The 13,366-nt window shown below is 54.8% G+C and carries 12 protein-coding genes; 6 read left to right on the forward strand and 6 right to left on the reverse strand.

Annotated elements, in window-relative coordinates; genetic code table 11:
* Positions 1-715, forward strand: a 715-nt coding sequence (locus ABDW13_RS13895; protein WP_343553148.1) for an Ig-like domain-containing protein, incomplete at its 5' end; no start/stop codon positions are given.
* An 88-nt stretch (positions 716-803) separates the two neighbouring features.
* Here ABDW13_RS13895 and ABDW13_RS13900 read toward each other — a convergent pair.
* On the reverse strand, positions 804-2,324 hold the full coding sequence (locus ABDW13_RS13900; RefSeq protein WP_343553149.1) for an aldehyde dehydrogenase family protein: 1,521 nt from the start codon (positions 2,322-2,324) through the stop codon (positions 804-806).
* A gap of 318 nt (positions 2,325-2,642) precedes the next feature.
* Here ABDW13_RS13900 and ABDW13_RS13905 point away from each other — a divergent pair, with 318 nt between their 5' ends.
* A complete protein-coding gene (locus ABDW13_RS13905; RefSeq protein WP_343553150.1) occupies positions 2,643-3,206 on the forward strand; it encodes a methyltransferase in 564 nt (187 codons plus the stop codon).
* On the opposite strand, the gene ABDW13_RS13910 is transcribed toward ABDW13_RS13905, so the two are convergent.
* Entirely contained in the window at positions 3,194-3,919 is a 726-nt protein-coding gene (locus tag ABDW13_RS13910) for a glutamine amidotransferase (protein WP_343553151.1), read from the reverse strand. The two genes, ABDW13_RS13905 and ABDW13_RS13910, sit on opposite strands and share 13 nt — an antisense overlap.
* A 191-nt stretch (positions 3,920-4,110) precedes the next feature.
* Here ABDW13_RS13910 and ABDW13_RS13915 point away from each other — a divergent pair, with 191 nt between their 5' ends.
* Entirely contained in the window at positions 4,111-4,995 is an 885-nt protein-coding gene (locus tag ABDW13_RS13915) for an EamA family transporter (protein ID WP_343553152.1), read from the forward strand.
* A gap of 47 nt (positions 4,996-5,042) precedes the next feature.
* Positions 5,043-6,410, forward strand: a complete 1,368-nt coding sequence (locus ABDW13_RS13920; RefSeq protein WP_343553153.1) for a CoA transferase — start codon at positions 5,043-5,045, stop codon at positions 6,408-6,410.
* Here ABDW13_RS13920 and ABDW13_RS13925 read toward each other — a convergent pair.
* From ABDW13_RS13925 to ghrA, 3 genes are read right to left on the reverse strand one after another with little or no spacing between them, the layout of a single operon-like run.
* Positions 6,407-6,967: a molecular chaperone gene (locus ABDW13_RS13925; protein ID WP_343553154.1), complete on the reverse strand. Its 561-nt coding sequence runs from the start codon at positions 6,965-6,967 to the stop codon at positions 6,407-6,409. The two genes, ABDW13_RS13920 and ABDW13_RS13925, sit on opposite strands and share 4 nt — an antisense overlap.
* Before the next feature lie 27 nt (positions 6,968-6,994).
* Positions 6,995-7,732 carry a phosphatase gene (locus tag ABDW13_RS13930; protein WP_343553155.1) on the reverse strand — a complete coding sequence of 246 codons (738 nt, stop codon included), beginning with the start codon at positions 7,730-7,732 and terminating at the stop codon, positions 6,995-6,997.
* Between the two features lie 24 nt (positions 7,733-7,756).
* Entirely contained in the window at positions 7,757-8,695 is a 939-nt protein-coding gene (ghrA, locus tag ABDW13_RS13935) for a glyoxylate/hydroxypyruvate reductase GhrA (protein WP_343553156.1), read from the reverse strand.
* Between the two features lie 207 nt (positions 8,696-8,902).
* On the opposite strand from ghrA, the gene treA reads away from it, so the two are divergent.
* Both treA and ABDW13_RS13945 read left to right on the forward strand, forming a co-directional pair.
* Positions 8,903-10,576: an alpha,alpha-trehalase TreA gene (treA, locus tag ABDW13_RS13940; protein WP_343553157.1), complete on the forward strand. Its 1,674-nt coding sequence runs from the start codon at positions 8,903-8,905 to the stop codon at positions 10,574-10,576.
* 251 nt (positions 10,577-10,827) lie between these two features.
* Positions 10,828-12,927 (forward strand): TonB-dependent siderophore receptor, encoded by a 2,100-nt coding sequence (locus ABDW13_RS13945; protein WP_343553158.1) that lies wholly within the window; start codon positions 10,828-10,830, stop codon positions 12,925-12,927.
* Between the two features lie 62 nt (positions 12,928-12,989).
* Here ABDW13_RS13945 and ABDW13_RS13950 read toward each other — a convergent pair whose 3' ends face one another.
* On the reverse strand, positions 12,990-13,238 hold the full coding sequence (locus ABDW13_RS13950) for a GlsB/YeaQ/YmgE family stress response membrane protein (RefSeq protein WP_343553159.1): 249 nt from the start codon (positions 13,236-13,238) through the stop codon (positions 12,990-12,992).
* Between the last annotated feature and the right edge of the window lie 128 nt (positions 13,239-13,366).

Genomic DNA, 13,366 nt, shown 5'->3' on the forward strand with positions numbered 1-13,366 from the left:
ACAAGAGATTGTTGACAGCACTCCTCGCTTTATCGGGACCGCCGCACCAGAATCAATTATCTATGCGTGGGACGCAGGTAATTTGTTGGGTTCAACCGTTTCAGATGAGGACGGCAATTGGTCATTTGAAACGAATCTGGAAGATGGGCAGCATGCCTTAACCTTTGGTGTGTATGAGAACGACACAACATTACCATTCGGATTTATCGTCAATTCCGCAGCAGCAATCCCCGTCCAGGTTCAAGAGGGTTATACCGACAATTTGGGCTATGACATAGGCATATGGCCCGGACAAGAAATTGTCGATAATACGCCGCGCTTCATCGGCACAGCGGCTCCAGAGGCGATCATTTATGCTTGGGATCATGGTGTTCTGCTGGGTTCTACCGTGTCTGAACTTGATGGTACATGGTCATTCACGATACCTGAACTGGCTTCAGGGGAACATGCTTTAACGTTCGGTTCTGAAGCCGAATTTGCTAGCCAACCCCTGCACTTCTCAGTGCAAGATGCCGTCATGCTGCCTGCAAGTGCGACTATCACCGACATTCTCATCGCCAGCGACTCATGGCTTTTAAGCGTCAATGAAATTGACGTTGAGGATGACGCCCCTAATATCTCCCTGACTCAACAAGATTTGTCCGTAGAGAGTATTAATGGCGTAAACGGTACCCTTGTGATGTTCTCGACAGCTTTAGAAGATCATTACGCATAAAGAGACCGTAACGTAGAGATGAAAATCTCTACATGACTGAATGTATGAGTAAATAAAGGACAGCGGTATTTTACGCTGCCCTTATTGCTTAGAAGAAGCCCAGCGGTTGCGTGCTGTAGCTCACCAGCAGATTTTTGGTTTGCTGATAATGATCGAGCATCATTTTGTGGGTTTCGCGGCCTATACCGGATTTCTTGTAGCCACCAAACGCCGCATGCGCCGGATAGAGGTGATAACAGTTGGTCCACACACGACCGGCTTTGATGGCGCGTCCCATGCGATAAGCGCGGTTGATGTCGCGCGTCCACACACCTGCGCCAAGTCCATAAATCGAGTCATTGGCGATGGCCAGTGCTTCCGCTTCATCTTTAAAGGTCAGCACACCGACTACCGGCCCAAAAATCTCCTCCTGGAACACGCGCATGCTGTTGTTGCCTTTCAACAGCGTTGGCTGGATGTAGTAGCCGTTGGCGAGTTCATCACCGACTTTCTCCACGCCGCCGCCATGCAGCACTTGCGCGCCCTCCTGCTGCGCAATCTCCAGATACGACAGAATCTTGTCGAACTGCTGCTGCGAGGCCTGCGCACCAATCATGGTTTCGGTATCCAGCGGATCGCCACGCTTGATGGTTTTGATACGCTTCATCACCGCTGCCATAAAGGGTTCGAAGATCGATTCCTGCACCAGCGCGCGTGATGGGCAAGTACAGACTTCGCCTTGGTTGAGGAAGCCAAGCACCACGCCTTCTGCCGCTTTCTCGATAAAGCTCTCTTCGGCATCCATGATGTCTTCGAAGAAGATATTTGGCGATTTTCCGCCCAACTCCACGGTAGACGGAATCAGGCTTTTCGCCGCCAGTTCCAGAATGTGACCGCCAGTAGCAGTTGAACCGGTAAAGGCGATTTTGGCGATGCCGGGATGCGACGCCAGCGCTTCGCCCGCTTCTTTACCGTAGCCGTGCACCACGTTAATCACGCCTGGCGGCAACAGATCTTTAATCACTTCCATAAACAGCGTGATCGACAATGGCGTCTGTTCCGCCGGTTTCAGCACCACGCAGTTACCAGCGCCGAGTGCGGGTGCCAGTTTCCACGCCGCCATTAACAGCGGGAAGTTCCATGGGATGATTTGCCCAACCACGCCCAACGGTTCGTGGAAGTGATAGGCAGCGGTAAATTCATCAATTTCAGCGGCGGTGCCTTCCTGCGCTCGCACGCAACCGGCGAAATAACGGAAGTGATCAACCGCCAGCGGCAGGTCAGCGGCCAACGTTTCACGTACCGGTTTGCCGTTATCCCAGGTTTCGTTAACGGCGATATATTCCAGATTCTCTTCGAGGCGATCGGCAATTTTCAGCAGCACCAGCGAGCGCGCCTGCGGTGAGGTTTTGCCCCACGCATCGGCCGCAGCCTGAGCTGCCGCCACCGCGTTATCAACATCCGCGCGGTCGGAACGTGGGAATTCGCCAATGGTCGAGGCGTTAATCGGTGAGGTGTTGACGAAGTAATTGCCGTTCACCGGCGCAACAAATTCGCCATTGATAAAGTTGCCATAACGCGATTGCAATGTGATGAGAGAACCTTGTTCTCCCGGAGCAGCGTAACGCATGGTGTTTCTCCTTGCGGGACAGAGTGGCGATTAACAACTATGAAACTTGTTATTAACATTGAGCGATCATCGCCAGACTGTCAGATCGCAAAGCGGGAAACTGTGACCGCGCCGAAGGAAATCTGCGCGTCATATCTGTTTACGACTTTTCGCCTGCACCTAAGTTTCAGCCAGGTCTGCTATGTCTAGAATTCAACCTGTGTATCATTCGCCGTCGCGCTACGGATAATTCCGAGTTTTTCCGCTTATGCCGCAAAAAGCGGAACATGCGCGAAATATGTGGTCAATATGAAGCAGGATACTAACCAGGAGAGACAGATGTTGGCTTCAGCCCTGACGTTAATGCGCGCCAAAGCGAACTTTGTTCAGCAATTTATCCGCAACCCGCGCAAAATGGGCAGCATCACGCCCTCTTCCGCCGCGCTGTGCCGCACCATGTGCGATGCGGTGAATTGGGATCACAGCTTGCGCATCGCCGAACTCGGTGCCGGTGATGGTGTGTTAACCCGCCATATACTGGATCGCATGTCGCCCGAAGCACAGCTGGATGTGTTCGAAATCAGCCCGGAATTGGTGAAAAGTCTGCGCGGTTTACCCGATTCACGTATGCAAGTGCGCGCCTGTTCAGCGGAATACCTGTCTGGAGAATATGATGTGATTTTCTCTGGCTTGCCGCTGCTGTCATTGCCGCCCGCTACCCGCGATGCGATTCTCAGTGCAGTACATGATGCGCTGGGTCCACGCGGCGTATTTGTGCAATTCCAATACACCTCGTTTACCCAGCCGAACTTGTCGCGCTATTTCACGTGGGAACGCCAGCGCGTGCTAAAAAACATGCCACCAGCATGGGTTTATCGCTGCACACGTCATTACGCGCCTTGAGCCTGCACGCGCGGCTGCGGCCGCGTTTGCTGCCAGAAACGACGCAATAATTCGCGTGACCAATCTTCACCGCACAAGGTAACGCCATCATCGCTGACGCCCGCCGGCAAGCAGGCGGTCATAATCTGCTGGGTAAATTCGGGATGGAATTGCATCGACAGTGCCTGATCGGAGTAACGCAAAATCTGGCAGTCATCCTGCGCCGAGCTGGCTAACACCTGCGCATGCGGCGGCGGCGCTAATACCGATTGTCGATGCGACAACCACGCCTGAAACTCGCCCGGCAGCGCACCCAGCCACGCATCATTTTTCGCCTGCGCACTGCGCGTCAGCGGCTTGAGTCCGCGCTCCCAGCCATTCGGGTTATCCCCCACTTTGCCACCCAGCGCATACGCCATCAGTTGATGGCCGTAACACACGCCAAGTAGCGGTAAATCGGCATCCAGCGCACCACGAATCCACGCAGCGGTGCGTTCGCTCCAGTCAGCGTGATCGGTGACCATCGCCCACGAACCGCTGAGAATCGCGCCGCTGACGCGGTCAAACGCCGGTAAATCATCACCTAAATGCGGACGCACAATCACATAGTCATTGGGCTGCAATTGCAACGCATCAATAAACCAGCGGGGTTGTTCACCAATTTGCGCCACAACTGACGGTGGCGGCACTTCGAGTTGAATCAGAGCAAGGGGTAACGCGCGGGTGTTTGTCATGCCGAACACGGTCCTCAAAATGGTCCTCTTTCGGAAATCCACTTTGACAGTAAATTTGCGTCATGTCTTATTTTTTTCCTGCATAAGCAAAGACTCAAACAAAAATAATTTCACCAGACACCTCCGAAGTCACTGGCTTCATGCCATGATTAGCCAGTAATAATCCTCGACTCTCCATGAAGGAAGGCATTGTGGCAGCGCGGCATTTTTTTCTGGTTCTGATGGTGGTTTCTATCTGGGCTTTCAATAACGTAGCGGTGAAATGGGGATTATTGGAACTTCCGCCGCTATTTCTCACCTGGATGCGCTTTGTGGTGGTGGCGATTGTGCTGGTGCCGTTTTGCCGCATCACGCGTGAACAACTGCCGTGGCTGCTGACGCTGGCCTTCACCTTCGGCTTTATGCACTTTTCTTTGCTGTTTGTAGGCATGCGTTACACCGATGCCGGGACCGGCGCGATCGTGGTGCAGCTCGGCACGCCAATTGCCATGCTGCTGGCAATGGTGGTGCTCAAGGAAAAACTGCGCTTGATTCAATTGCTGGGCATTGCGATTTCGCTGAGTGGCGTTGCGGTACTCTCCGGTAGCCCGACCATTCCAGCGTGGTGGGTGCTGTGTATTTTACTGTGCAGCGCTTTTGGTTGGGCGGTGAGCAACATGATCGTAAAGAAATCGCCGCCAATCAAACCGCTGACGCTCACCGGTTGGATCTCTTTCCTCGCGGTGCCGATTGTCGGTGCTGCCTCGTGGTTAACCGAATCCCAGCAATTCTATGCATTGAGTCACGCCGGATGGCGCGGCTGGTTTGGCATTTTGTACAGCGCGCTGGCCTCCTCGATTGTCGCTTATACGCTGTGGTATTCGCTGTTGAAGAAGTACAACGTCAATCTGATCATGCCCTATTCGCTGCTGACGCCGGTGCTGGCGGTGTTAATGGGCGTGTTCGTGCTCGGCGATAGCATGAACAGCTTCAAAATCCTCGGCGCGTCCTTAGTGGTGCTGGGTACCGCCATTGCGGTGATTAATCTGCGCAACCTGCGTATGCATGCGAGATTCCCGCGGTTGCGTCGTCGTTAAATCCGCTCTGCTATGCTTGAGTCTCGCGCGTTTCCCGGAGACTCAACATGGACTCTCAATGTGCTGCCGCGCTTTGGCAGCAAATGTGGCAAGGATTGCGTGGCACGGACCCGCTTCCCACGCCGACTTTTCTTGAACCCGATACCTTCTCATCTGCCTTTGCCGTCAGCGAATTGGCGGCCACCAGCATTGGCCTCGCAAGCCAAGCCCTGAGCGATTTGCTCGGCCACGCCACGCCGCTGAGCGTCAATGTGCGACTGGCGTCGCGCTGGTTTCAACACAGTGTCATTCCGCTAAATCGTCCGCCCGCCACATTGTGGGATCCGTTTGCCGGTGATTACGCCTGCGCCGACGGCTGGATTCGTTTGCACACCAATGCCGCTCACCACCGCACGGCGATGGAAAGCGTGCTCGGACTTCATGCCGATCGCGTGGCGTTGGCGCAAACTGTCGCAGGTTGGCCTGCCGCTAAACTGGAACAAGCAGTGATCGATGCAGGCGGATGCGCCGCACAAATGCGCAGCGAAGCGCAATGGTTGCAGCATCCGCAAGGTTTGGCGTTACAACAGGAAGCGCTGATTGACCAGCAGGCTAACGGTGAAGCACCGGTCCCCAACTGGCCAATGCCCACGGCGCGCCCGCTGCTCGGCGTGCGCGTGCTGGATTTGACGCGCATTATCGCTGGGCCAGTTGCGACACGTTTTCTCGCCAGCCTTGGCGCGCAAGTGTTGCGCATCGATCCGCCGGATTGGCAAGAGCCGACGCTGGAAGAGGAGATCACCTGCGGTAAACGCTGTGCGCGCTTGGATCTCAAAACTGCCGCCGGTCGTGAACAGTTGCGTGAGTTATTGCATCACAGCGATGTGCTGGTGCACGGTTATCGCGCTGATGCATTGGACAAACTGGGGCTGGATGCCGACACACGCCGCAAACTGGCGCCGGGTTTGGTGGATGTCAGTTTGAATGCGTGGGGCTGGCACGGACCGTGGCGCAATCGCCGTGGCTACGACAGTTTGGTGCAAATGGGTTGTGGCATTGCTGAACAAGGGCTGCATTGGAGCGGCAAGGCACAGCCGACCCCGCTGCCGGTACAAGCGCTCGATCACGCCACTGGCTATATGATGGCCGCGGCGGTGCTGGAAGGCCTGCGTCAGCGTTTAATCAATGGCGTCGGCTGGCAAGCACGTTTGTCGTTGGCGCGCACCGCGCGGCTGTTGCAGCAATACGGTGCCGCGCCCGCCAACAGCCAAAGCGGCATTCACGCTGAGCGCGATGATGTGCTTAGTGAACTGGAGATCAATCCCTGGGGCATTGCGCAGAGGTTGCGTGCCGCAGCGTATCTGCCCGGCACACCGATGATCTGCGCGACCTCCGGCGTTAAGCTCGGTAGCCACGCAGCACGTTGGCAAGATTAAGCGTCGTCGCCCGCTTCTTCATTCAACTCATCGTACATCGCCTGAATCGCTTCACGGCTCAGCGCGGCCAGCGTGCGGTAAAACGCCGTGGTCGCGTGCGCTTCCACTTTGCCAAGGAATGCGCCGCACCACGGCAACAGGAACTCATCGAACAGCGCCAGTTGCGCCGCTGATTCATCTTCTGCCGACTGGTCTTCCAACCATGATGCCGCCAGCAGCAATACGCCAAAGTGATCGGCTGGCGCTTCGCTCAACGGCATGCCGCGCTCGCTGAGAAACGCGCGTACTTCCGCTTCCTGCGGGCCATTTGGCCACTGCGATGCATAAGGCGGCACGCTGCATTCACTGCCGACAAACAGTGCGTTGTAGTCGGCGGCCAGCGCCTGCGGATCGCTATTCTGCTGCAAGCGCGTCAACAGTTCGTCCTGCTCCAGCGGCCACTGTGATTGCAATTTGCCTTCACGCAGCAGAGTGAACAGCGGCACCAGCAGCGGATCTTGTGGCTGGCGATTGAACAACGAGCCGATGACGCGGCAGAGGATGGAAAACTCATTCATGCAACAGAATTCCTTGTAGCAATAACGTTAAAAATCAGCAAATTCAGGGATGTGCTTGCCGGTGCGCGCTTCGAGGAAATCGAGCAGGCGACGCGGCGTGACATTTAACACGCGTTCTTCCGGAAAATCCACTTCGCGGGTGATACGAATGCAATGTTCGAAATGCCCCAGCGTGAAGGCGGTATGCGAATCGGAGCCAAATGCCAATTTACCACCGGCATCACGCACCGCTTCGGCAATCGCACGGCAGTTCGGTTCGCTACCTGGACGCGAATGGGTGAATGAGGAGTTATTGATCTCCAGCGCCACATCGTAATGCGCGGCGGCTTCAGCAATCGCGCGGATATCTACCGGGAATTTCGGATTGCCCGGATGGCTAATGATGTGGACCAATCCGCCCGCCATCGCCGCAATCATCGCTTCGGTGTGATGCGCTTTATCACGCGGCGCATAAACTGGCTCGTGGAAGCCGGCCACGATCAAATCCAGCGCATCCAGCATTGGACCGCTGCAATCAATTTCGCCCTGCTGATTTTTGATGTTGGCTTCAATACCACGCAGCACACCCACGCCATCAATCACGCGCGGCCAGATGCGCATATTAACGAAGTGCCAGTAGTGCGGTGCATCGGCCATATCCGGGCCGTGATCGGTAATCGCAAACAGTTTCAAACCGTTCTGTTTCGCCTGCACCACGTAATCGTGCAAGGTGCTGTAAGCGTGGGTACTGGCAACGGTGTGCATATGTAAATCAACCGGATACATCTTTATCTCCTGTCGCAAAATGAATTAATAACCGCGCTGGCGATCGACCAAGCCGTTCGGCTGTTGCCCTGTTTCCAAAGCAAGTATGGCAGCCGAAATGTAATCCATCGCCTCGCCCGGCAAGGTCATGGCAGCAGTATGTGGCGTAATTGTGACATGTGGATGAGACCACAACGGATGATCGTGCGGTAACGGCTCGGTTTGGAACACGTCTAACGCCGCTGCCGCCAGTTGGCCGCTGTTGAGCGCCGCCAGCAGATCGGCTTCCACCACGTGCGCGCCGCGCGCCAGATTGAGGAAATAGGCACCGCGCGGCAACGCGTTTAACAGGCGGCTATCGATGAGGTTAGTGGTTTCCGGCGTGGTGGGCAGCAAATCGATCAGCACTTGCGTGCCATCGAGAAACGCGTTGAGTTGCTCGCGCCCGTGGAAACTTTGCACGCCATCCATCTGCTTCGGCGAACGGCTCCAGCTGCGCAGCGGAAAGCCCCACTGCCGCAAACTTTCCAGCACGCTGCGACCTAACACGCCCGCACCAAGCACACCAATGGTGAAGTTTTCACGATTCAGTGCGGGGAGTTCTTGCCACGTTGCCTGCTGCTGCAATTGGCGGTATTCGGCAAAACGGCGGAACCAGCCCAACACGCACCAGTTGGCATACTCCTGCATCTGGCGCGCCATGCCGGTATCTTCCAGGCGGAATAACGGGATGTGCTGGTGCAGCATCTGCGGATTATCGCGCAGTTGTTTGAGGATCTCATCAACGCCTGCGCCCATGGCAAATACGCCTTTTAGCTGGCGCCCCGCCAACATCTCCACCGGCGGTGAACGCACCACCGCGTAATCGCCTGGCGCGTTATCGCCTGGCTGCCAGTGACGAACATTGGCCTGCGGCAAACGCTGACGCAATCCTTCCAGCCAGCCCTGCGGTGCCAACGACGGGTGATACCAAATAATCTCCATACGGCTCTCCTTTTTTTGCTTCAGCCTCAGGCAAATGGCGTTACAGGGCAAGCAAAAAACATTGCGCTAATACAATTTCTCACGTGATTAATTCCGGGCGCTTCACATTTCCGCCGCTGTGTGCGGCTAAGCGATGCGATAACGACTAAAGTTGACTGAGTGGTCAATGCGTTAGCACACCACCTTTTCGGACAAGGAGAAAAACCGATGATAAAAACTGCCGTATTGACGCCTGCGCGTCTCACTTTGTTACTGAGCGCTGCGCTGTTTGCCAGCACCGTTCAGGCCGACGATAACAGCCGCATGCTGAGCAATCAGCCGCAGCCACCTGATGTACGTCTGGGACCGTTATTCAACGCGGTGCAGCAGGCTAAGTTTTATCCGGATCAAAAAACCTTTGCCGATGCGGTGCCTAAATATAATCCGTCGTCGATTTTGGCGGATTGGCAGATGCAAAAAGGCCAACGTAATTTCGACCTCAAACACTTCGTTGATAGTAATTTCACGCTGCCAAAAGAGCAGGACAAATATGTGCCACCGGCCGGGCAAAGCCTGCGCGAGCACATTAACGGCTTGTGGCCAGTGTTAACCCGCACCGCGCAGAGCGCCAGCCAGTACGATTCATTGCTGCCGCTGCCGAAGCCTTACGTGGTGCCGGGTGGACGTTTCCGCGAAGTCTATTACTGGGATAGCTATTTCACCATGCTCGGTTTGGCGGAGAGCAATCACTGGGATCGCGTGCAAGACATGGTGGATAACTTCGCCACCGAATTGGATAAATATGGCCACATTCCTAACGGCAACCGCAGCTATTATCTCAGCCGCTCGCAGCCGCCGTTCTTTAGCTTAATGGTCGATTTGCTGGCGACGCACAAAGGTGATGATGTTTACCGCCAATACTTGCCGCAATTGCAGAAAGAGTACGATTACTGGATGGCCGACAGCGACAAAGTGGCGGCCGGACAAGCCAGCAAGCGGGTGATTAAACTCAGCGACGGCACGCTACTCAATCGCTATTGGGACGATCGCGATGCACCGCGTACCGAATCGTGGCTGGATGATATCAACACCGCCAACAAAGCACCGGAGCGCAATAAGCAACAGGTGTATCGCGATCTGCGTGCGGGCGCGGCGTCGGGCTGGGATTTCAGCTCGCGCTGGTTTACCGATGCGCACAATCTGGCCTCAATCCGCACCACGCAGTTGGCGCCGGTTGATCTGAATAGCCTGCTGTTCCATCTGGAGCAAACGCTGTCTAAAGCGTCAAAACTGGCGAAGCAGGATGATAAGGCGCAACAGTTTGCCGCTGACGCCGAGAAGCGTCAGGCGGCGATCAACCGTTATCTGTGGGATGACAAGCAAGGTTGGTACGCCGACTACGATTTCCAGAAAAAGCACGTTCATCCGCAGTTAACCGCCGCGACGCTGTTCCCGCTGTACATGCAAGTGGCGAGTGAAAAACAAGCCGATCGCACCGCCAAAGCAGTGGAGAAGCAGCTGCTGAAACCGGGCGGATTGGTGACCACCACGGTGAATAATGGTCAGCAATGGGATGCGCCGAATGGTTGGGCACCGTTGCAATGGGTGGCGGTGGAAGGTCTGGAGCATTACAAACAACCGCAACTGGCGCAGCAAATTGGTCAGCGCTTCCTGCAAAACGTGCAGGCCACTTACGACAAGGAGCACAAACTGGTCGAGAAATATGTGGTGGAAGGCGCGCAATTGGGCGGCGGAGGCGGCGGTGAATATCCGTTGCAGGATGGCTTTGGCTGGACCAACGGTGTGACGCTGAAGCTGTTGGATAAGTATTGCCCGAAAGATAAAACCTGTAATAGCGCCAGCGATATTCCGAATATGCCAGCGTTGAGTGCCGCGAAATAATTTCCAATTTTAAGCCGGGCAACGATGCCCGGCGTGCGCACATTTCCGTAGCGGCGCGATTTATCGCGTTCTGTTGATTTTAAGAGGTCAAAACAACGCGATAAATCGCGCCGCTACGAATCGTGCAAACCATCAGTAAATTTCTCACACCCTTCATACAAAAAACTCACACCTTGAAACACCTCGCTCAAAAGATAATAATTCTCAATATTATATTGATAGCTATTCCCACTAAAATAACAGGAACCCTCATGACCTCGCTGTTTTCCCTTAATCGTGGGCGCGTGTTGTGCGCGCTGGCGTTGGCTTTACCTGCCGCGACTTTCGCTGAAGAGTCAATTGTGGTTAGCGCGCAGCCGCAAGAGAGCGCCACTTCGCCAACGCAAGGTTATCTTGCGACCCACAGCAGCGGTGCCAGCAAAACCGATCAGCCGCTAATCACTACGCCGCAATCCATTTCGGTGGTGACGCGTCAGCAAATGGAAGATCAGGGAGCGCAGGATCTCAATCAGGCATTAGGTTATACGCCTGGTGTGTTCACCAACTTTGGCGGTGCAGCGACGCGCTACGACACCATCGCGCTGCGCGGTTTCCACGGCGGCGATGTCGATAACACCTTCCTTGATGGCCTGCGCGTAATGAGCGACGGCGGCAGCTTCAACATCCTGCAAGTGGATAACTGGTTCCTCGATCGCGTTGATGTGATTAAAGGCCCCTCCTCCGCACTGTATGGTCAAACCGTGCCCGGCGGCTTGGTGAATATGGTCAGCAAGCGGCCACAATTTGCCGAAGAAGGTCATTTCCGCTTGTCCACCGGCACCAACGCCACTAACAGCGCGGCTTTTGATTACACCAACGCGATTAACGATCAGTGGGCGTTTCGACTCACCGGTATTACGCGCAACAGCGACACCCAATACGATCATACGCGCGAAGAAAAATACGCTATTTCGCCACAATTGATGTGGCAGCCAAGCGAAGATACCAGCTTGCTGCTGCGTGCCTACTTGCAAAAAGATCCGTCCGGCGGCTATCACGGTTCGGTACCGGCAGAAGGTACACTTTACAACCATAACGGCCGCAAGCTGAGCGATGGCTTCTATGAAGGCGACAGCGCACTCGATCAGTTCAAACGCCACGAACAGATTTATAGCTACGATTTCACCCATCGCTTCAATGATAATTGGTCGGTGCATTCCACCGGCAGCTACAGCCACTCCAATACCGCGCTGGATCAGGTGTATCAAATTGGTTGGAATACGGCGAATCCAGACCTGCTAAACCGCTACTTCTCCGGCGAGCGTTCATCGCTGACTTCATGGGCCAACGATAACCAACTGCAAGCTGATTTCGCCACCGGCGCGGTACAGCATCGCGTGACGCTGGGCGCTGAATATCATCGCTACAAAAATGACATCACCGAGGCTAGCGGCTTAGCCAGTTCGCTCAATGCGTGGAATGGCGAAGAAGTGGGCACCATGCCGGACTTCGCCTGGACCGCGCAAACTCGCCGTTATTATCAAACCGGACTCTATTTGCAGGATGAGTTGCAATTGGATCGCTGGCATCTGGATCTGTCCGGCCGCTATGACCGCATCGTGTCGGAAAACGGCACCAGCCGTCGTCAGGACGATCACATCAGCGGACGCGCGGCGCTGCTGTATGCCTTCGATAATGGCATCTCTCCGTACGCCAGCTGGAGCCAGGCGATCACGCCAGCTTCCCTGACCGATCCTGCTGGCAATCAGCTAAAACCCACCACTTCTGAACAGTATGAAGCTGGTGTGAAATACCAACCGGTTGGCACGCGCGATATGTACTCGATTGCGGTGTACGATTTGACCCAGGATGATGTCGCCAATCGTAATGTGCTTGATGGCACCTACACGCCATCGGGCAAAGTGCATTCGCAAGGCATTGAACTGGAAGCACGTAATCAGCTGACGTCCCGCTTCAGCACTATCGCCGGCTACACGCTGAATCATCTGCGCTTTAAAGATTCAGTCGATGGCAACGACGGCCATACGCCGTATGTGACGCCGAACAGCATGGCGTCTTTATGGGGACATTATCAATTTGATTACGGCTTGAGCGCCGGTGCGGGTGTGCGTTACATCGGCAAGCAATGGGCGGATAACGAGAACACCACGCGTTTGCCATCGGTAACGCTGTTGGATGCCTCGGTGCGCGCCGATTTGGGTGCATGGAATTCACAGTTGAAAGGGGCGTGGTTGCAGGTTAATGCCAATAACCTGACCGATAAAAAGTATCTGGCGGCCTGCTACGGCACCGGATATTGCTATCGCGGCGCAGAACGTACGGTGATGGCCACTGTGGGATATGATTTTTAATCGCGCATAAAAAAAGCCGCCATCCTTGCAGATGGCGGCTCTCATTGAATCACTGTGCGCTGCTACGATTTAACTTTGCGATAAATCCACAGCACCACGATGGCACCAATAACCGCCACCACAAAGCTGCCAAAGTTGAAACCATCAACTTTACCGAATCCGAACAGGGTACTGATCCAGCCGCCTACTACCGCACCGACGATACCTAACACCACGGTGATGATGAATCCGCCGCCATCTTTACCCGGCATAATCCACTTCGCGATAATCCCGGCAATCAGACCAAAAATAATCCATGAAAGAATACCCATGTACTGCTCCTTACGTTATTAATCAAGGTGTTCACCGCATCAAGTATAGCCGCAATATTTTGAACTGCATCGCAAGTTAGCATCTGAAAAAATGATTAGCAGGCTAAAGCTTATCGCGCTGACGCCGA

The organism is Pantoea sp. (assembly GCF_039594315.1).
In the GTDB taxonomy this organism is placed as follows: Bacteria; Pseudomonadota; Gammaproteobacteria; order Enterobacterales; family Enterobacteriaceae; genus Pantoea.

What these genes read in the sequence shown, in the direction of transcription:
- treA (WP_343553157.1), top strand. Translation starts at nt 8,903, where the DNA reads ATGATAAAAACTGCCGTATTGACGCCTGCGCGTCTCACTTTGTTACTG.
- ABDW13_RS13920 (WP_343553153.1), top strand. Translation starts at nt 5,043, where the DNA reads ATGGACTCTCAATGTGCTGCCGCGCTTTGGCAGCAAATGTGGCAAGGA.
- ABDW13_RS13930 (WP_343553155.1), bottom strand. Translation starts at nt 7,732, where the DNA reads ATGTATCCGGTTGATTTACATATGCACACCGTTGCCAGTACCCACGCT.
- ghrA (WP_343553156.1), bottom strand. Translation starts at nt 8,695, where the DNA reads ATGGAGATTATTTGGTATCACCCGTCGTTGGCACCGCAGGGCTGGCTG.
- ABDW13_RS13910 (WP_343553151.1), bottom strand. Translation starts at nt 3,919, where the DNA reads ATGACAAACACCCGCGCGTTACCCCTTGCTCTGATTCAACTCGAAGTG.
- ABDW13_RS13945 (WP_343553158.1), top strand. Translation starts at nt 10,828, where the DNA reads ATGACCTCGCTGTTTTCCCTTAATCGTGGGCGCGTGTTGTGCGCGCTG.
- ABDW13_RS13905 (WP_343553150.1), top strand. Translation starts at nt 2,643, where the DNA reads ATGTTGGCTTCAGCCCTGACGTTAATGCGCGCCAAAGCGAACTTTGTT.
- ABDW13_RS13925 (WP_343553154.1), bottom strand. Translation starts at nt 6,967, where the DNA reads ATGAATGAGTTTTCCATCCTCTGCCGCGTCATCGGCTCGTTGTTCAAT.
- ABDW13_RS13900 (WP_343553149.1), bottom strand. Translation starts at nt 2,324, where the DNA reads ATGCGTTACGCTGCTCCGGGAGAACAAGGTTCTCTCATCACATTGCAA.
- ABDW13_RS13950 (WP_343553159.1), bottom strand. Translation starts at nt 13,238, where the DNA reads ATGGGTATTCTTTCATGGATTATTTTTGGTCTGATTGCCGGGATTATC.